This window comes from Agromyces luteolus, assembly GCF_009729855.1.
GTDB lineage: Bacteria > Actinomycetota > Actinomycetes > Actinomycetales > Microbacteriaceae > Agromyces > Agromyces luteolus.
Window position 1 is genome coordinate 1 of the sequence record NZ_WODA01000023.1, and the last position, 17,738, is coordinate 17,738.

A 17,738-nucleotide genomic window follows, 5' to 3' on the forward strand; every position below is an offset into this window, starting at 1 on the left:
ACCTATGTCACGAGACATGAGCGACGTATCACCTGTGACACATGTCGTGAACTCAGACACCCCATCCTCCGCCAAGCAGATGAGCGCCGCGCCCGAAGGGTGTGGCGCTCATCTGCTTCATGGACGCTGCGATTCGAGGAGGAGGGAGGGCGGAGCCCGACCGACGGGGTCCCCCATCCTCCGCCAAGCAGATGAGCGCCGCGCCCGAAGGGTGTGGCGCTCATCTGCGTCATGGACGCTGCTTCTCGCGCGCCGGGGGCTCTGCGCTTTCCGCCCCCGTACGGGTGTCGCCGCGTTCGTGAGAATCCATCATGATATGTGCAGCCCGACACCACCGCGCTGCAGCGGTTCTGCCGCCCCGTCGGCTCAGCAGACCGTCGCGCGAGAGGGGGAACCATGTCCGGATCGACCCGCCGCCGCGGCCTCGTCGCCGCCGCGGCAGCCGTCGCCTTCGCCGCGACCGTCATCGCCGCGCCTCCCGCGTCGGCTCGTCCCATCGAGCGGGGCACCTTCGTCGACGGCTTCTCGATGACCGACGAGAACTTCTGCGACGCCGGCATCGTCGTCGAGATCGAAGCCGTCCAGGAGGTGCGCTTCCTGTTCAATACCCGCAAGCCCGGGACCGCGCCGTACTGGATCGCGAATGCCTGGGAGACGATCGTCTACTCGAACCTCGAGGGCGACAGCGTCACGGAGGTCACCCGCCTGGTCGACAAGGACCTCAAGATCACCGACAACGGCGACGGCACGCTCACGATCCTCGTCCTCGCGACCGGCAACACCACGGTGTCGGACGAGTCGGGCAAGGCCATCGCGCGAAACCCCGGCCAGGTGCGGTACGAGTTGCTGATCGACTACGGCGATGACGTCGCCGATCCATCGGACGATGCGTTCCTCGCGTTCCTCGGCCTGGTCAAGGAATCGACCGGGCGCACCGACGACTTCTGCGCCGCGGTCCTTCCTGTTCTCGGGTGAGCACGGTCATCCCCTCGGGCGCAAGTCCCCCTTAATGCCGAATGGCGGCGTCGCCGTCGCGGGAACATCATGGTTCCGATGTCTGTGGCAGCGATGAGAACGGGATACGGGGACGCAGGGGACTCCCGCATCGGCCAGGCAGGGGGCGGGGGTCTCAGGGTGCTCACCCTGAGGCCCCGTCGCTCCTTGACGAGGGCCGTGGGACTTCCCCTGGTCGCCCTGCTGGTGCCGGTGATCCTCACCGTCGCCTGGCTCGTCTCCCCGCTCGGGAGCGCCGCGGTCGGCCTCACCGCCGCGGTCGTCGTCGTCCTCGCGGCGCTCGGCGTCGCCGCGTACCTCGGCTACCAGCGCACCGAGGTGGCGGTCAGCCCGCACGGCATCGTCGAGCGCGGGTTCCTCGGCCGCATCCACAGCGTCGCCCGTCGCGACATGGCGGGCGTCCTCCGCATCGAGACCTATCGGGGCGACACGCTCGAGACCGTGCAGCAGTTGTTCGTCGTCGACGATGACGGGGACTGCCTCTTCCGCATGCGCGGCACGTTCTGGGACGACCGGTCGCTCGACGTCATCGCCGGGATCCTCGACCTCGAGGAGACGGTGCGCACCGAGCCGGTGACGCTCACCGAGCTCCGCGAATCCGACCCGCACCTGCTCTACTGGTTCGAGGGTCGCGGCCTCCGCGCCTGAGGCCTCGTCGCCGAGGGCGGTCCGAGCCGTCGATCAGCGGGTCGCGATCCCGAAGCGCGGCGCGTCCGGCCGGCTCGACCGCAGCTCGTGGAAGCCCAGCCGCTCGTAGAACGCGCGCGCTCCCACGTTCGCCGGATCGATCCCGAGATGCAGGGCGGCCACGCCGCGCTCGGCCAGCGCAGCTCGGAGCGTGTCGATCAGGCGTCGACCGAGTCCGCGGCCCTGCAGCTCGGGGAGCAGGTCGATGTGCAGGTGCGCCGGGTAGTCGTCGAGCTCCGGGATCCGCAAGCGCTCGGGACCGGCGCCGTCGGCGACCAGCTGCGCCTCCGTGTAGGCGGGTCGATGCCCGGTCGGCGGCCCCGCGACCGGGTGCCGCTCACGGAACCCCGGAGCCCATTCGCGCGCGTACCAGTCGATGAAGTCGCCGGTGTCGGCGATGCCGAGGACGTAGCCCGCGACCCGTCCGTCGAGCTCGACGACGAAGGCGAGGTCGGGCGCGTACTCGACGTACGGGAGCGCGTAGACCTCGGGCATCAGGCCGTCGTCCGAGTAGACGCCCGTCGCGTCGCCGCCCGCGGCCGCGGTCCGCAGGCAGACGTCCGCGACGCCGGGCCGATCGTCCTCGCGATAGGGGCGGATGACCGCCTCCCCGGCGACCGCGTCCGGACGACTCACTTGCGCTTCGCCATGCCGAAGAGCCCCGTGAGCACCTGCGTAATGACCTTCTGCGTGGTCTTCGAGCCGAGCACCTCCTCGAGCGCCGACCGCTGCGGGGTCCGCGAGCGCGAGCGTGAGGAGGTCTGCTTCATGAGCCGGTCGTACTCGGCCTGCGCCTTCTTCTCGGCCTTCGCCTGGTCGGCCTCGATCTTGGCCTGCATCTTCGCGTACTCGGCGTCGGCCTTCGCCTTCGCATCGGCGGCGTCGGCCGCGTCCGCCGCGGCCGCGGCATCCGCCATTCGCCTGGTCAGGAGCTCGTGGGCGGACTCGCGGTCGATCGCGGTGCCGTACTTCGCGATGAGGGCGGATGCCGCGACGGCGGCGTCGATCGCGGCATCCGGGCTCGGCGACATCGACGCCTGCGGCGCGCGCAACCGCGTCCAGGCGACCGGGCTCGGAGCCCCCTTCTCGTTCATGACGGTCACGATCGCCTCCCCCGTGCCGAGGACGGTGAGGGTCTCCTCGAGGTCGTATCCCGAGTTCGGGTAGGTGGAGACGGTCGCCCGGAGCGCCTTCGCGTCGTCCGGCGTGAAGGCGCGCAGCTGGTGCTGCACGCGCGAGCCGAGCTGCGCGAGCACGTCGCCCGGCACGTCCTTCGGGGTCTGCGTGACGAAGAAGACGCCGACGCCCTTCGAGCGGATGAGCCGCACGGTCTGCACGACCTGCGCGAGGAACTCCTTCGACGCGTCGCGGAAGAGCAGGTGCGCCTCGTCGAAGAAGAACACGAGCTTGGGCCGGTCGAGGTCGCCGACCTCGGGCAGGCCGGCGTAGAGGTCGGCGAGCAGCCACATGAGGAACGTCGAGTACAGCGCGGGCTTGTCGGCGACGCCGGGCACCTCGAGGAGGCTGATGACACCGCGCCCGTCGGCGGCGGTGCGGAGGAACTCGGCCGTGTCGATCTCGGGTTCGCCGAAGAAGACGTCGGCACCCTGGTCGGCGAACGTGATGAGCTCGCGCAGGATGACGCCGACCGTGGCCTTCGACAGGCCGCCGAGCCCCTCGAGCTCGCCCTTGCCCTCGTCGCTCACGAGGTAGGCGAGCACCGCGCGCAGGTCGTCGAGGTCGAGGAGGGCGAGGCCGTTCCTGTTCGCGTAGTGGAAGACGAGGCCGAGGCTCGACTCCTGCGTCTCGTTGAGCCCGAGCACCTTGCCGAGCAGCAGCGGGCCGAAGCCCGAGATGGTCGCGCGGATCGGCACGCCCCGGCCGACGCCGCCGAGCGAGAAGAACTCGGTGGGGAAGCTCGCCGCCTCCCACGCCTGCCCGATGCCGTCGGTGCGCTTCAGCAGCCTCTCGCTGCTCGTGCCGGGCGTCGCGACGCCCGAGAGGTCGCCCTTGATGTCCGCCGCGAACACGGCGACGCCGGCCGCGGCGAGCTGCTCCGCGAGCACCTGGATGGTGCGGGTCTTGCCCGTTCCGGTCGCACCGGCGACGAGGCCGTGGCGGTTCGTCATCGCGAGCGGGATGCGCACGGGCACGTCGGGCATGGCCTCGCCGTTGACGAGCGCGCCCATCTCGAGCGCGGTGCCCTCGAAGGCGTAACCCGCGCGGATGCGGTCGACCTCGTCCGCGTCGAGCGGCCCGTCGGCCGTCGGCGGGGCGGATGCCGCGGGCGCGGCCGGTTCGGCGGGAGCCGCCGTTCGGGCGGTCGACGTGCCATCCGGCGCGTCGTCCGATCCGGGGGCGGACGCGGCATCCGTCGCCGCCTCGGCCGCGGCCTTCGCGAGCGCGGCCGCCTCCTCGGCCTTGCGGATCGCCTCCGCGGCCTGCTCCTGCAGCGCCGCCGCCGCTGCCGCTGCGGCCTCGGCCGCCTCCCGTGCCCGCTTCACCGCGTCGTCCGACATGGGCCCGATCCTAACGGCGCTCCGGGCGTCGCGCCGGGATACTGGGCGGGTGAGCGATCTCGGTCCGGTCGACCCCGGGAGAGCCGACGAAGCCGCGTGGCTGCGGCGGTGGCGGCTCCGTCCCGACGGCGAGCCTGCGACGACGACGACGAGTCGCCTCATCCCCGTCCGCACCGAGGACGACGTGCCGGCGATCCTCAAGGTCGCGCACGAGTCGGAGGAGGCGCGCGGGGCGGCGCTGCTCGTCGCGCTCGACGGTCACGGCGCGGTCCGCGTCATCCGTCGCGACCACCGCGCGCTGCTCATCGAGCGGGCGATGGGGCCGCGCGACCTGGTCGCGATGGTCCGCGCGGGCGAGGACGACGAGGCCACCCGCATCGTCTGCGGGGTGGCCGACCGCCTCCACGCCGAGACCGACCGGGTGCTCGGGCTGGCCGATCCGCCACCGCTCGTCCCGCTCGAGGACTGGTTCCGCCAGCTCTTCGCGAACGCCGACGGGCTCGGGCCGCTGCACCGCGCCGGCGCGGATCTCGCGCGGCGCCGGCTCGACGACGACCGCGAGCCCGTCGTGCTGCACGGCGACCTGCACCACGGCAACGTGCTCGACTTCGGCGAGCGCGGCTGGCTCGCGATCGACCCGAAGGGCCTCGTCGGCGACGCCGAGTTCGACGTGTGCAACCTGCTGTGCAACCCGTCGCACGAGCGCGCGCTCATGCCGGGCCGGCTCGCGCGTCAGTTCGCGGTCGCCGTGGAGGCGACGGGCTTCGAGGCCCGGCGGCTGCGCGACTGGCTCGTGGCGTGGAGCGCGCTGTCTTCGACGTGGTTCGAGCTCGACGGCCGGCCCGAGCGGGCCGAGTCGGCCGCGCGCATCGGGGAGACGGCCGCCGGGCTCGCGGTCTGACGCGCGAACGCGGCGGCTACCGCACGATCGGCAGCCCCGTGGCATCCGCCGCCTGCTGCATCGAGCCGGCGTCGGTGACGTCGAGGCCGGCGCCCTCCATGAGCGCGGTGGCCTGGGCGGAGCGGTTGCCCGACTTGCAGTAGACGACGTAGTCGCCCTCGGCGTCGAGGGCCGGGATCTCCGCGGCGAGCTGCCCCGAGGTGAGGTCGAGGTTGACGGCGCCCTCGAGGTGGCCGGCGGCGTACTCGGCCGGCGTGCGCACGTCGACGACGACGGTGTCGGCGCCGAGGTCGATGGGCTCGGTCGAGGCGCAGCCGACGAGGGCGAGCGCGGCGGCCGCGACCCCGGCGGCGAGGGCCGCGCGGATGCCTCGGGCCGGGCGCGCGGGACGATCGGATCGGGTCGCCGTGGCGCCCGGGGAACGGTGAATCGTGGTCTCCATGCGATGAATAATACCCTAGGGGTATCTCATGCTAGAATCGCCGCATGGCCTCCGTGAACATCACCCACGACACCATCGAGTCCACCATCAAGGACAACGACATCGTGCTCCTCGACTTCTGGGCGGAGTGGTGCGGCCCATGCCGCATGTTCGCCCCGATCTTCGAGTCGGCATCGGAGCAGCACACCGACGTCGTCTTCGGCAAGGTCGACACCGAGGCCGAGCAGGCGCTCGCCGCGGGCTTCCGCATCACCTCCATCCCGACGCTCGTCGTCTTCCGCGAGGGCATCATCGTCTTCGCGCAGCCGGGCGCGCTGAACGGCGCCCAGCTCGAGCAGGTCATCGAGGGCACGAAGGCGCTCGACATGGACGACGTGCGCCGCCAGCTCGCCGAGCAGCAGGCCGCCGCCGCGCAGGCGTGAACCGCCTCGCCCGCTCGCTCGCCTCGCGCTCGTGCGCGGTGAGCCGCGGCGAACGGGTGCTCCGCGGCGTCATCGCGGTGCTCCTCGCCGCGTTCGCGGCATCCAACCTCGACAACCTCTGGTGCGCGATCCCGGCGGGGATCTGCTCGACGTTCCTGGCGATCGGCGCGGTCACCGGATGGTGCCCGACCGACCTGCTCTCGCGTTCCGCAGTGGAGACCGAGCCGAACGTGCTCGGCTACCCCGAGGCGCGGCGCGAGCTGCTGGGCTGAACGGCCCGGCTCCCGCCCCCGCCGGGCGTACGCTGGGCGCATGATGACGGACGAGCCGCTCATCGGCCCGGTCGAGGCGCCCGACCTGCACGTGATGTCGTTCAACATCCGCCGGCGGATGCCGCGGAACCGCCCGGGCAGCCCCGACCGCTGGGCGACGCGCAAGCCGTTGCTCCGCCGCCTCCTCGCGGCCGAACGGCCGACCGTGCTCGGCGTGCAGGAGGCGCTCGGCGAACAGGTCGAGGTGGTCGGCGCCGCCCTCGGCGGGAGCCACCGCTGGGTGGGCACCGGTCGCGACCCCGGTGGTCACGGCGAGGCGTGCCCGGTGTACTACGACGCCGAGCGGCTCGAACTCACCGAATGGCGGCAGCTCGCGCTCTCCGCCACGCCCGACGAGCACGGCTCGCGCTCCTGGGGCAACCTCACACGGCGCCTCGTGGTCGCCGCCGACTTCACCGACCGCGAGACCGGTAGGCGCCTGCACGTCCTCAACACGCACCTCGACCACCTCTCGCGTCGCTCGCGCCTGCAGTCCGCGCTCATGATCGCCGGGCTCGCGCACACCGCCCACCTCGACGATCCCGGGGCGGCGATCGTGGTCACCGGCGACTTCAACGCCGACGAGCGATCCGCGGTGCACCGCCGGCTCACGGGCGACGGCGTGCTGCGAGACGCCTGGGACGCGGCCGCCGATCGGCTCACGCCCGAGTGGGGCACGTTCTCGAACTACGGCCCGCGACGGCGCGGTGGTCGCCGGATCGACCTGATCCTGGTCGGCGGCACCGCCGCGGTCACGCACGCCGGGATCAACGCGGCGAGGTTCGAGGGCCGCGCGGCCTCCGATCACGAGCCCGTGCAGGCGGTGCTGCGGCACCGCGCCGACCACGAGGCGGTCGACCGTCGTCAGGAGGCAGGGTGATGCGGAGCATCTGGAGCGGACTCACGCGTCGGGCGGAGGGCCCCGGCGAGATCGCGGCCGACGTGCTGCGCCTCATCGCCCTGGTCTGCATCCCGATCGCCGGGATCGGCTGGGGTCCGCTCGGGCTCGTCAGCCTCGCGTTCGTCTCGGCGGCCATGGTGATCCCGCGGCTCCTGCACGTGCGGCCGGCGCTCGACCTCTCGTTCGGCGTCATCGCACTCGTCTCCGTCTGGAGCAGCGTGACCGACCTCTACGTGAGCGTCCGCTGGTGGGACATCCCGATGCACTTCCTCATGAACGGGCTCGCCGCCGTGATCGCGGTGCTCCTGTTCGCGCGCCTCCGGCTCATCGCCGACCCGCAGCGACTCCCCCGCCCGGTCCTCGCCGCCGTCCTGGTCACGACGGCGTTCGGCCTCGGTCTCGCGGTCATCTGGGAGGTCTTCGAGTGGTTCGGCAAGAACTTCATCGACGACGAGATCTACGTCGACTACCGCGACACGATCGGCGACCTGGTGTGGGGCGGGCTGGGCTCGGCGCTCGGCGGGCTGGCCCTGCCGGTGCTCGCACCCAAGCCGGAACGGGCGGCCGTCGGCAACTCGTGAACCGGCGGTCCGACGAGCGGCCGGGCCCGAGCATCATCCGCCGATGGTCACCGCGGGCCGGGACGCCCAGTCGCGCACGAGCTCCTCGCGCACCGCGACGCCCGTGCCCGGGGCATCCGGCACCCGCATCCGCCCGCGATGCTCGCCCGAGCCGAGCACGAACGGCTCGGTGAGGTCCTCGGCGAAGTAGCGGCCCGACGCCGACGTGTCCCCCGGCAGCACGAACCCTGGCAGCGCGGCGATCGCGACGTTCGCCGCGCGCCCGACGCCCGTCTCGAGCATGCCGCCGCACCACACCGGCACCTCGCGGGCGACGCACGCGTCGTGCACGCGCAGCGCCTCAAGGAACCCGCCCATGCGACCGGGCTTGATGTTCACGATGCTCGTCGCTCCGCGCTCGATCGCGTCGACCGCGGTCGTGACGTCGAGGATCGACTCGTCGAGGCACACGGGCGTCTCGGTCGCCTGCGCGAGTCGGACGTGCGTCGCGAGGTCCTCCTCGGCGAACGGCTGCTCGATGAGGAGCAGGTCGAACGGGTCGAGGCTCGCGAGCAGCGGGATGTCGTCGGCCGTGTACGCGGTGTTCGCGTCGACCTGCAGCATCGCCTCGCGGCCGATGAGCTCGCGCACCGCGGCGACGGGCACGAGGTCCCAGCCGGGCTTGATCTTGAGCTTGATGCGGCGGTACCCCTCCTCGAGGTAGCCGGTCACCTCGTCGAGCAGTTCCTCGAGGGTCGGCGCGATGCCGACCGACACCCCGCAGTCGACCCAGTCGCGGACCGCCCCGAAGCACTCGGCCATCGAGCGCCCCTGCGCACGCAGCTCGGCGTCCAGCACGGCCGCCTCGAGCCCCGCCTTCGCCATGCGGTGCCCCGCGACGAATGCGAGGGTCGGGGCGACGGATGCCGCGAGCGGCACGCTCGCGATCGACGCGGCCGCACCTCCGCTCGTGCCCGCCGCGCCCGCGCGGCCGACCTGCTGCTCGCGGTCGTCGACCCAGATGCCGGTCGCGTGCGCGGGATCCTCGATGAGCACGCCGCTCACGTGCCCGTCGTCGACGAGGTGCGGCGCAGGGGCGCGCAGCAGCGCGGGGGCGAGGTAGCGCTCGATGACGGATGCCGCGCCGTCGACGTACTCGCCCGAGTAGAACGGGTCGCGGCCGGCGACGCACTCGCCCCAGCCGTCGCCCCGGTCGGTGCGGACATGGACGAGCAGCACCTCGCGAGCCGTCTCGCGTCCGAACGAGGTCTCGAAGGGGCGGACGAGCGGCACCTCGAGCCGGTGCAGCTCGATCGCCTCGATCGTCGGCGTGGTGGTCGTCATCGGGCCTCCGTTCGATGGTGGCGGTCGAGTCCAGTGTGGCGCACTCCGGGGCTGAGGGCGGCCGGGATCATCGGACGGCCGCTCGCTCCTCCCGCCACCAGGCCGCCGCAGCGGTTCGAGAGCCGACGCCGAGCTTGAGGTAGATGTTCGCGAGGTGGCGACCGACCGTCGCCGCGCTGATGAAGAGCTGCTGCGCGATGTCGCGGTTGCTCGCACCGCGGGCGACGAGTTCGAGCACCTCGCGCTCGCGCGGAGTGAGCGGGCCGTCGTCGCGGTCCGTCCACCGCGGGACCTCGAGGTCCGCACGGGCACCGAGGCGCTCGAACAGCGCGGCGGCCTCCGCCCTGAGGTGGTCGGCCTGTCCGGCGTCTCCCCCGCGCTCGTAGGCCGCGGCGAGCCAGGCGGGGGCGGAGATCGCGGCCTGCCAATCCCGGTTCGCGTACGCCCGTCGGGCATCGTCCAGCCCGTGGCGCGCCTCAGGCATGCCTGCATGGTACTCCCGGGCGTCGTCGTCACACGCAGGCCGGATCCGGGTTCGCCGCGCGGCCGCCCCGGTGGGAACCGGGCCGGTCGGCCCGCGACCTGCGATGCACGGAGGCGGAACGGGCCTGCCGCAGGTAGAACACGATCATGAGCGCCTCGGTCACGAGGTAGAACCCGTGGAGCACCCAGATCGGCCCGGCGGGAAGGGAGGCGACGTAGATCGTGTGGATGGCGTTCGCGGTGTTGCTGACGATGAGCGCGACGAGGCTGTACGAGCGCACGTCGTGAGTTCGGATCGCCTTCGCGAGCATCGGGAGGCTCGCCGAGGCGAAGAGGACGGTGGAGGTGGTGCCGGCGAGGAGTGCGAGGTCCATGCGGTGAACGGTAGGCCGCCGGCACGTCGCACTCATCGCGTGTTCGCTGCATCTTCTCGCCGTCCGCATGCATGATTCGATGCAGGCGGCCGGGAACTCGCCGTCGCCGGGTCAGCGCGCGCCGTCGCCCGGCGACCGGTCCGGGTCGTCCGCGGTGAACACGTAGTCCCCGGCGGCATCCAGTTCGGGCCGCAGCCTGCCGTCGGCGAGCGCGGCGAACGCCTCGCGGGAGGCGTCGCGCAGCGCGGCGGCCGTCTCGCGGTCGGCCGCGCGGACGGCCTCGAAGTCGGCCACGAGCGGCAGGCCCCCCTGGGTGCGCCAGGCCGGCTGCGGCATCCGCTCGAGGGCCCGAGCCACCCGTGGCGAGGTCAGCCGCCAGCGCACCTCGAACCGGTCGCTCCGGTCGCCGCCCGAGATCGCGTCGCGGAGGTCGCCGTAGAAGTCAGGACGGTACGCGGCGACCTCCGCGCCCAGGCGGACGAGGTTCATGCGCGCGTTCCGGCGGATGAGCGGGTCGTAGGTCCAGCGGACCTCGTCGACGCCGTGGTCGAGGCAGATCGCGCGCTGGCGGAGCTTCAACGCGACCCCGATGCCGCGGCCTCGTGCGGCGGGGTCGACCGCGTTCATGTGCGAGTGCACGTGCAGGCCGCCCTCCCAGCCGAGGAACCCGAGCGCGGCACCGAGCGGCGGCTCGACCGGGTCGGCGGGCGCGGCCGCGGCATCCGTCGACGACGGTGAGGACACGGCGACGAGCACGGTGTTGCCCGCGTGCGCGATCGCCTTCAGCGACGCCAGGTCGACCGTGCGGCCGACGCCCCACGTCGCGTCGAAGCGCGCGAGCGCCCCTGCGAGTTCCTCGGGTCGCGCCTCGCGGGTGACGACGCCCGCGCGTCGGTCCTCCTCGTCGGCGAGCTCGTGCGCGCGGGCGAGGGTCGCGGCATCCGTCATGGTGGGGACCCTACCGGGTGCCGGCGTCGTGCGCGGCGGCCCTCGGTCCCACGCGCGTTGGAGTGCCGTTTCTGGGGTGGAGGCCGGGTTCGATCGGTACTCCACCGCAGAAACGGCACTCGATCGGATGGCTCGGGACCGGCGTGGCGGCGGCGAGGCCGCGGGCGCGGATCAGCGGGCCAGGCGGTCCTCCATGCCCCACGGCTGGCCGTAGCCGCCGTCGGCCTCGGCGCGGGCCATCAGGTCGAGGAACGGCTTCGCGTCGAAGGCCTCCGGGCCGAGCACGCCGCGGCCCGACCAGGCGCCGGTCGCGAGCAGCTCGAGCGCGACCACCGGGTTGAGCGCGGTCTGCCAGACGACGCACTGCGCCTCGTACTCGCGCATCGTCCACTCGTTGTCGCTCACGTGGTAGAGGTACACCTCGCGCGGCGCGCCATCCGTGCCGGTGCCCGTGACCCAGAGCCCGGCGCAGGTCTTGCCCGTCATGCGGGGGCCGATCGTGGCGGGGTCGGGGAGGGCCGCCGCGACGACGTCGCGCGGCGCGACCTCGACGGGGCCGTTCGCACTCCGCACGCGGACCGGCGTCGTGGAGTCGAGCCCGAGCAGGTGCAGCGTCTTCAGCACGTTGATGAACTCGTCGCCGAGGCCGTACTTGAAGGTCACGCGCTTCGCGTCGACCCAGCGCGGCATGAGGAGGACCTCCTCGTGCTCGACGTTGACGCACTCGACCGGGCCGATGCCCTCGGGGAACTCGAACACCTCGGGCTCGCTGAACGGCGGGGTCGTGAACCAGCCGCGGTCCTGCTCCCACACGACGGGCGGGTTGAGGCACTCCTCGATCGTGGTCCAGATCGAGAACGAGGGGGCGAAGATCTCGTCGCCCGCCTCGTCGCGGACGACGAGGTTCGCGCCGTCGCGCGTGCCGAGCTCGTCGATCTCGCTGAAGAGGTGGTCGGCGGCGTAGCGCGCGAACACGTCCGAGAGCCCCGGCTCCACGCCCATGCCGACGAGCGCGAGCCGGCCGGCCTGCTCCCAGTCCGCCGCCTGCGCGAACTGGTCGTCGCCGAGCTTCACGCCGGTCTCGGCGTAGGGCTCGGTCGGGTGGGGCTCCGACAGGCTCATGGCCATGTCGAGGTAGTCGGCGCCGGCGGCGAGCGCGCCGCGGAAGATGGACGGCACGAACTTCGGCTCGACGGCGTTCATCACGTGGGTCGCGCCGTGTTCGCGGGCGACGGATGCCACGACCTCCGGGTCGCTCGCATCGACCTGCGCGGTGGCGAACCGGGCCGCCACGTCATCGCCGTGCTTCGCGGCGATCCAGTCGACCGTGCGGCGGGCGCGGGATTCGTCGTAGTCGCTCACGACGAGGAGCTCGTAGAAGTCACGGCGGGCGGCGATCTTGGCGATGGCATCGCCCACGCCCCCCGCACCGATGAGGAGGATTCGCATGGTGGGTACGGTAGCCCGGTTCGCCGCAATTGTCCAGTTGGATAATTGCGCGGGTGCTGAGCTGCGATGGCCCGCCGACTCAGCAGAACCCGGCGATGCCCTCCCACGCGGCCGCCGGACTCGCCACGCCCTCACGCACGACCGCCGCCTCGATGAGGCCGTAGGGCCGGTCGGCGGCGTGGAACACCTCGTTCGGGTTGTCGAGGCCGAACGGCGAGAGGTCGACCACGAAGTGGTGGTTGTTCGGCATCGAGAAGCGGATCTCGGCGATGTCGTCGTGCGCCTCGAGCACCCGCCGCCCCATCGCGAAGAGCGTGGCCTGCAACCCCGGCGAGTACCCCTCGGCGAACGCTTCAAGCAGCAGCGCCCGCACGCTCGCGTACCGCGCGTCGAAGTCCACGTCGGCACGTGCGTAGCGCCAGCGGGCCGAGACATCCGTCGCCAGGATGCGGTCGTGGGTCTCGGCGAGCGTCGTGTACCGGTCGTGCGGGTAGTCCTCGAAGCCCGAGCCGGTGGACTTCATGACCGTGAGGTCCCGGAGACCGGCGATGACGTGCCGATCGTCGCCGTCCGCGACGACGACGGCGGTGCGCACCTCGTGCCCCGACCGCACGAACGCGTGGTCGTGCTCGGCGCCGCCGGCGAGGATGCGCTGCCAGGCGAACCGCTCGGCCGCCCAGCGGCCGCCGGTGACCCATTCGAACGACGAGACGAAGTGGTCGGCCAGCCGCAGCAGGAACGCCTCGGGCGAGCCGATCCCGTCGCGCGCGAACGCGAAGATCGTGTTCTTCTGGGTGTCGGTCGGCACGACGTGCGCGTTGTCGCCCGCCAGGTGGGCGGCAGCGAAGTCGCCGCGCAGCTGCGAGGTCACGTTGAGGTCGTCGATCTCATGGCGTGCGGTCTCGCGCGTGACCTTGACGACGCGCACCTCGGCCTTGCCGTACTGGTTCGCGCCGAGGACGATGGCGGGTTCGGACATGGTCAGCTCCCTCGGTAGGTGGAGTAGGCGAACGGGCTGAGCAGGAGCGGCGCGTGCACGTGCCGGCCGTCGTCGGCCACGTGGAAGGTGAGCACCACCTCGGGGTAGAACGACTCCACGCCGCGTGCGGCGAAGTAGGCCGCCGTGTCGAAGCGCAGCCGGTAGTCGCCTGCCGGCAGCTCGTCGGCGCCGAGTCGCGAGACCCGCCCGTCGGCGTCGGTGGCCGCGGCGTCGAGCCGGCGCCATCCGTCGCCCTCGCGTGCGGAGAGCTCGACGACGACGCCCTCGGCGGGTCGACCGGACGTGGAGTCGAGCACGTGGGTCGTGATGCGCGACCGCTGGGATGCGGCGCCCTGGCTGCTCATGCGAGGAGTCCCTTCAGTCGGAGGACGGCGATCTGGCGGAGCTGGTCGGCGACGACGGGATCCTCCTCGTCGGGCGTGTGCCCGAGTCGCACGGTGAGGGCGTCGAGGATCTCGCGGGAGGAGCGTCCGGCGGCGCGGATGAGGAACACGCGGCCGAACCGCTCCTCGTAAGCGCGATTGCCCTCGGCGAGCGCGGCGGCGACCGCGGCGTCGGTGGGGTCGACGCCGGACTGCTCGGCGCGGGACATCGTCGCCTCGGCGCCGGCGCCCGTCGGGCGCTCCCCGATGCGCGGGTGGTGCGCGAGCGCTCCGTCGACCTCGGCGCGCGTGAACGGGTCCGCCGCGGCCTCGGCCCGCACCAGCAGGTCGTCGACCGAGTCGTACGGGCGGCCGTCGACGAGCTCCCCGCACCAGCGGTCGACGTCGAGGCAGGGTCGGAGGAACCCGATCGCGGCGTCGCGGTCGGCCCCGTTGAACGCCTCAAGCGTCATCGCCCGGCCCACCCTCCGATGGTGCCCGACGCAGCAGGCGTCCGCGCGGCACCGTGCCGTCCACCTCGCGGCCCGCCAGGTACGTCGCCCGCACGACCCCGACGAGTTCGCGGCCGTCGTACGGCGTGATGGGGTGCCGATGGTGCAGCGCGGCGGCATCCACCGTGAACGCGTCGTCGGGCGCGAAGATCACCAGATCGGCCTCCGCGCCCTCCGCGATCTCGCCCTTGCCCGCGTCCGCGAGCCCGACGAGGCGGGCGGGCGCCGTCGCCATCCACTCGACGACGCGTTCGAGACGGATGCCGCGGCGGCGCGCCTCGGTCCAGACGACGGGCAGCCCGAGCTGGAGGGACGCGATCCCGCCCCACGCGACGGCGAAGTCCCCGTCGCCCGCGGACTTCACCGCGGCGGGCGCCGGCGAGTGGTCGGAGACGATCGTGTCGATCACGCCCGCCTCGAGCGCCCGCCAGAGCGCATCGCGGTTCGCCGCGCCGCGGATCGGCGGGCAGCACTTGAAGGCCGTGGCGCCGTCGGGCACCTCCTCGGCGGTGAGCACGAGGTAGTGCGGGCACGTCTCGACGGTGAGCCGGACGCCGTCGGCCCGCGCCCGGGCGATCGCGTCGAGCGGGTCGCCGGAGCTGAGGTGCAGGACGTGCGCGCGGGCGCCGGTGCGGCGGGCCGCATCGATCACGGCGGCGACGGCCGCGCCCTCCGCGGCGTCGGGCCGCGACGCGAGGAAGTCGGCGTACTCGCGGCTGTGCGGGTGCGGCGCCGCCCCGATCACCGCGGCGTCCTCGGCGTGCACGATGACGAGCGGGTCGGCGCCGGCGTCGACCGACAGCGCGGCCATCGCGGCCATCGCCCGCTCCATCTCGTCGGCGGTGACGGGCGGGAACTCCGCGACGCCCGAATCGATCAGGAAGCACTTGAACCCGAAGACGCCCTCGGCGACGAGCGGCAGCAGGTCGGCGCCGTTGCCAGGCACGATCCCGCCCCAGAACCCGACGTCGACGAACACCCGCCCGGTGGCCCTCGCCCGCTTCACGGCGAGCGCCGCGACCGAGGTGGTCGGGGGGATGCTGTTGAGCGGCATGTCGATGATCGTCGTGACGCCGCCGGCCGCGGCGGCCCGGGTGGCGCTCGCGAACCCCTCCCAGTCGGTGCGGCCCGGCTCGTTGACGTGCACGTGCGTGTCGACGAGCCCGGGGACGAGCACCTCGTCGCCGGCGAGGCGTACTCGGTGGGCGGCCCTGAGCGCGGCGCCCGGCTCGGCGATGCGCGCGATGCGCCCGTCGAGCACGGCGACTTGGGCGGGCGCGAACGCGCCGTCGACGAGCACCCGCTCGCCCGCGAAGACGAGGTCGAAGACGACGGATGCCTCGGCGCCCGCGATCGAGGAGGCGTCGCCGGCCGGCATCCGCTCGCCCATGCTCAGCCGCCCGCCTGCGCGCCCACGCCGCCCGGACCGGTCAGGCGCACCTGCCGGTTCACGTCCTTGTACAGCAGGTACCGGAACGGCCCCGGACCGCCCGCATAGCAGGCCTGCGGGCAGAACGCCCGGAGCCACATGAAGTCGCCCGCCTCGACCTCCACCCAGTCGCCGTTCAACCGGTACACGCCCTTGCCCTCGAGCACGAAGAGCCCGTGCTCCATGACGTGCGTCTCGGCGAACGGGATGGACCCGCCCGGCTGGAACGTGACGATGTTCACGTGCAGGTCGTGCGCGAGGTCGTCGGGGTCGACGAAGCGCGTGGTCGCCCAGGCGCCGTCGGTGCCGGGCATCGGCTCGGGTGCGACGTCGGCGTCGCTCGTGACGAACGAGGCGGGAGCCGCGATGCCGGGCACCGCTTCGTACGCCTTGCGGATCCAGTGGAACGAGGTGGGCGCGTCGCCGTCGTTCGCGATCGACCAGGTCTCGCCGGCCGCGAGGTACGCGTAGCCGCCCGGGCCGAGCGCGTGGCGCGCCCCGTCGAGGTCGAGCGTCAGCTCGCCCGAGGTCACGAACAGGACCCCTTCGACGCCGGCCTCGGCCTCGGGACGCTCGGCTCCCCCGCCCGGTGCGACCTCGACGATGAGCTGCGCGAACGTCGTGGCGAACCCCGCGATCGGCCGTGCGATGATCCACGAGCGCGTGCCCCGGAACCCGGGCAGGTTGCTCGTGACGATGTCGCGCAGCACGCCCTTCGGGATCACCGTGTACGCCTCGGTCACGATCGCGCGGTCGGTGAGCAGCTCGGTCTGCGCGGGCAGGCCGCCCGGCGGGGTGTAGTAGCTCATGGGACCTCCTCGTCCGTGGACGCGCGCCTCGGGCTCGCGAGCGCCGCGAGCGCCGATGCGTCGAGCCCGGTGTCGCGCTCGACCTCCTCGGCGGTGATCGCGCCGCACCGCACGCCCCGGTGCACGAACCCGGCGAGCGCGCGCACGGTCGCGGGCTCGTCGAGCACGGCGCCGGCGGTGCGGTCGTGCACGTGCCGCAGTCGCCCGGCCGCCTCGGGCCAGCCGTCGCGGTAGTACGCGTAGGTCGCGATGAACCGGGTCGGCAGCTGCGCCGGGTGCAGGTCCCAGCCCTGCGGGAACCCGCGCTCGAGCGAGCGACGCACCAGCCGGGCATGGAGCCGCCACGCCTCGTCGGCGCGGTCGCCGACCGGCAGCACGTTCGACGAGCCGTCGGACAGGCGGATGCCGGTGCCGGCGACCGCGAGCTGCATGACCGCCTTCGCGTGGTCGGCGGCCGGGTGCTCGAGCGACTGGTGCGGCGCGGCGATGCCGAGGGCCGCGGTGTAGTCGTAGGTGCCGAAGTGCAGGCCGCTCACGCGGCCGCGCCCCGCGTGCGGGATGCCGGCGACCGGGGCGTCGCCCTCGGGGCCCAGCACGAGCTGCGCGGTCTCGACCTGCACCTCGAACCGGAGTCGCCCGTCGGGCAGCCCGTGGGCGCGTTCGAGCGCGGCGACGACCTGCGCCATCGCCTCGACCTGTGCGAGCGTCGAGACCTTCGGGAGCGTGAGGGCGAAGCCGTCGGGCAGCCCGACGCGCTCGACGAGGGCCGTGGTGAAGAGGTCGAGCGTGCGGATGCCGCGAGCCCGTGTCGCCGCCTCGAACGACTTGAACCGGATGCCGACGAACGGCGGCGCCGCGCCCGCCTCGATCGCGGACGCGACGTGCTCGGCGGCCCGCGCCACGTCCGCGTCCTCGGCGTCGTCGCCGCGGTCGCCGTAGCCGTCCTCGAAGTCGACGCGGAGGTCCTCGATGGGCTCGTGAGCGAGCTTGCGCTCGACGAGCGGGGCCACCGACGCGGCGACGTCGGCCGGCACGCCGACGGCGAGCGCGAGCGCCTCGATGCCGCCCGCCGAGTCCGCCGCTGCGAGCGCCGCGCTCCCCCAGGCGGCGGGCAGGTCGGGGGTGACGGCGTCGCCGGGGACGTAGACCGTGTGCACCGGCTGGCGCGAGCCGTCGTCGCCGGGGTCGGCCGTCGCCAGCAGCCGATCGGTGTCGGCGAGCCGGTCGTCGATCGACGCCTGCAGCGTGCGAGGCAGCGCGGTCCGCACGTC

21 protein-coding genes are annotated in these 17,738 nt (G+C 73.1%); 7 read left to right on the plus strand and 14 right to left on the minus strand.

The genetic code is table 11. The annotated features are described in order from the left end of the window. The first annotated feature begins 396 nt into the window (after window positions 1-396). Window positions 397-975 (plus strand): hypothetical protein, encoded by a 579-nt coding sequence (locus tag GLX25_RS11855; RefSeq protein ID WP_155842670.1) that lies wholly within the window; start codon window positions 397-399, stop codon window positions 973-975. A gap of 198 nt (window positions 976-1,173) precedes the next feature. Then, on the plus strand, window positions 1,174-1,662 hold the full coding sequence (locus GLX25_RS11860) for a hypothetical protein (RefSeq protein WP_155842671.1): 489 nt from the start codon (window positions 1,174-1,176) through the stop codon (window positions 1,660-1,662). Between the two features lie 33 nt (window positions 1,663-1,695). On the opposite strand, the gene GLX25_RS11865 is transcribed toward GLX25_RS11860, so the two are convergent. Then, window positions 1,696-2,337, minus strand: coding sequence for a GNAT family N-acetyltransferase (locus GLX25_RS11865; RefSeq protein WP_166548766.1), 642 nt, complete (start codon window positions 2,335-2,337; stop codon window positions 1,696-1,698). Next, window positions 2,334-4,220, minus strand: a complete 1,887-nt coding sequence (locus tag GLX25_RS11870; protein WP_155842672.1) for a helicase HerA-like domain-containing protein — start codon at window positions 4,218-4,220, stop codon at window positions 2,334-2,336. Before GLX25_RS11870 ends, GLX25_RS11865 begins: the two co-directional genes overlap by 4 nt. 49 nt (window positions 4,221-4,269) lie before the next feature. On the opposite strand from GLX25_RS11870, the gene GLX25_RS11875 reads away from it, so the two are divergent. Then, window positions 4,270-5,121 carry an aminoglycoside phosphotransferase family protein gene (locus GLX25_RS11875; protein WP_271192582.1) on the plus strand — a complete coding sequence of 284 codons (852 nt, stop codon included), beginning with the start codon at window positions 4,270-4,272 and terminating at the stop codon, window positions 5,119-5,121. A 16-nt stretch (window positions 5,122-5,137) separates the two neighbouring features. Here GLX25_RS11875 and GLX25_RS11880 read toward each other — a convergent pair whose 3' ends face one another. Beyond that, window positions 5,138-5,563 (minus strand): rhodanese-like domain-containing protein, encoded by a 426-nt coding sequence (locus GLX25_RS11880; protein ID WP_155842674.1) that lies wholly within the window; start codon window positions 5,561-5,563, stop codon window positions 5,138-5,140. Window positions 5,564-5,607: 44 nt separating this feature from the next. On the opposite strand from GLX25_RS11880, the gene trxA reads away from it, so the two are divergent. The 4 genes from trxA to GLX25_RS11900 are packed head-to-tail and all read left to right on the plus strand — an operon-like array spanning window position 5,608 to window position 7,778. Beyond that, complete coding sequence (gene trxA, locus GLX25_RS11885) at window positions 5,608-5,985, plus strand: thioredoxin (RefSeq protein WP_155842675.1); 378 nt, start codon at window positions 5,608-5,610, stop codon at window positions 5,983-5,985. Further along, a complete protein-coding gene (locus GLX25_RS18875) occupies window positions 5,982-6,257 on the plus strand; it encodes a YgaP family membrane protein (RefSeq protein ID WP_155842676.1) in 276 nt (91 codons plus the stop codon). The genes trxA and GLX25_RS18875 overlap by 4 nt, the downstream gene beginning before the upstream one ends. A 40-nt stretch (window positions 6,258-6,297) precedes the next feature. Then, the gene (locus GLX25_RS11895) at window positions 6,298-7,176 is read left to right on the plus strand and encodes an endonuclease/exonuclease/phosphatase family protein (protein ID WP_240898333.1); all 879 of its coding nucleotides are present in this window, start codon (window positions 6,298-6,300) and stop codon (window positions 7,174-7,176) included. Then, window positions 7,176-7,778 (plus strand): DUF2238 domain-containing protein, encoded by a 603-nt coding sequence (locus tag GLX25_RS11900; RefSeq protein ID WP_155842677.1) that lies wholly within the window; start codon window positions 7,176-7,178, stop codon window positions 7,776-7,778. Before GLX25_RS11895 ends, GLX25_RS11900 begins: the two co-directional genes overlap by 1 nt. Window positions 7,779-7,811: 33 nt before the next feature. Here the strand turns inward: GLX25_RS11900 and menC are convergent, their stop codons facing one another. The 11 genes from menC to GLX25_RS11955 all read right to left on the minus strand — a co-directional run bounded on the left by menC (window position 7,812) and on the right by GLX25_RS11955 (window position 17,735). Beyond that, complete coding sequence (gene menC, locus GLX25_RS18880) at window positions 7,812-9,101, minus strand: o-succinylbenzoate synthase (RefSeq protein WP_240898334.1); 1,290 nt, start codon at window positions 9,099-9,101, stop codon at window positions 7,812-7,814. A 67-nt stretch (window positions 9,102-9,168) separates the two neighbouring features. Next, the gene (locus GLX25_RS19395) at window positions 9,169-9,585 is read right to left on the minus strand and encodes a helix-turn-helix transcriptional regulator (RefSeq protein WP_155842678.1); all 417 of its coding nucleotides are present in this window, start codon (window positions 9,583-9,585) and stop codon (window positions 9,169-9,171) included. 28 nt (window positions 9,586-9,613) lie between these two features. Next, the gene (locus GLX25_RS11915) at window positions 9,614-9,958 is read right to left on the minus strand and encodes a hypothetical protein (RefSeq protein ID WP_155842679.1); all 345 of its coding nucleotides are present in this window, start codon (window positions 9,956-9,958) and stop codon (window positions 9,614-9,616) included. Between the two features lie 111 nt (window positions 9,959-10,069). Continuing rightward, window positions 10,070-10,906 (minus strand): hypothetical protein, encoded by an 837-nt coding sequence (locus GLX25_RS11920; protein WP_155842680.1) that lies wholly within the window; start codon window positions 10,904-10,906, stop codon window positions 10,070-10,072. 171 nt (window positions 10,907-11,077) lie between these two features. Further along, window positions 11,078-12,355, minus strand: a complete 1,278-nt coding sequence (locus tag GLX25_RS11925) for a saccharopine dehydrogenase family protein (protein ID WP_155842681.1) — start codon at window positions 12,353-12,355, stop codon at window positions 11,078-11,080. 79 nt (window positions 12,356-12,434) lie between these two features. Then, on the minus strand, window positions 12,435-13,334 hold the full coding sequence (gene pucL / locus GLX25_RS11930) for a factor-independent urate hydroxylase (protein ID WP_155842682.1): 900 nt from the start codon (window positions 13,332-13,334) through the stop codon (window positions 12,435-12,437). Window positions 13,335-13,336: 2 nt separating this feature from the next. Next, window positions 13,337-13,699 (minus strand): hydroxyisourate hydrolase, encoded by a 363-nt coding sequence (gene uraH / locus GLX25_RS11935; RefSeq protein ID WP_155842683.1) that lies wholly within the window; start codon window positions 13,697-13,699, stop codon window positions 13,337-13,339. Continuing rightward, window positions 13,696-14,190, minus strand: coding sequence for a 2-oxo-4-hydroxy-4-carboxy-5-ureidoimidazoline decarboxylase (gene uraD / locus GLX25_RS11940; RefSeq protein WP_155842684.1), 495 nt, complete (start codon window positions 14,188-14,190; stop codon window positions 13,696-13,698). Before uraD ends, uraH begins: the two co-directional genes overlap by 4 nt. After that, window positions 14,180-15,607 (minus strand): allantoinase AllB, encoded by a 1,428-nt coding sequence (allB, locus tag GLX25_RS11945; RefSeq protein ID WP_155842959.1) that lies wholly within the window; start codon window positions 15,605-15,607, stop codon window positions 14,180-14,182. Before allB ends, uraD begins: the two co-directional genes overlap by 11 nt. 14 nt (window positions 15,608-15,621) lie before the next feature. Continuing rightward, complete coding sequence (locus tag GLX25_RS11950; RefSeq protein ID WP_155842685.1) at window positions 15,622-16,467, minus strand: bifunctional allantoicase/(S)-ureidoglycine aminohydrolase; 846 nt, start codon at window positions 16,465-16,467, stop codon at window positions 15,622-15,624. Next, the gene (locus GLX25_RS11955; RefSeq protein ID WP_271192583.1) at window positions 16,464-17,735 is read right to left on the minus strand and encodes a DUF6986 family protein; all 1,272 of its coding nucleotides are present in this window, start codon (window positions 17,733-17,735) and stop codon (window positions 16,464-16,466) included. Before GLX25_RS11955 ends, GLX25_RS11950 begins: the two co-directional genes overlap by 4 nt. Between the last annotated feature and the right edge of the window lie 3 nt (window positions 17,736-17,738).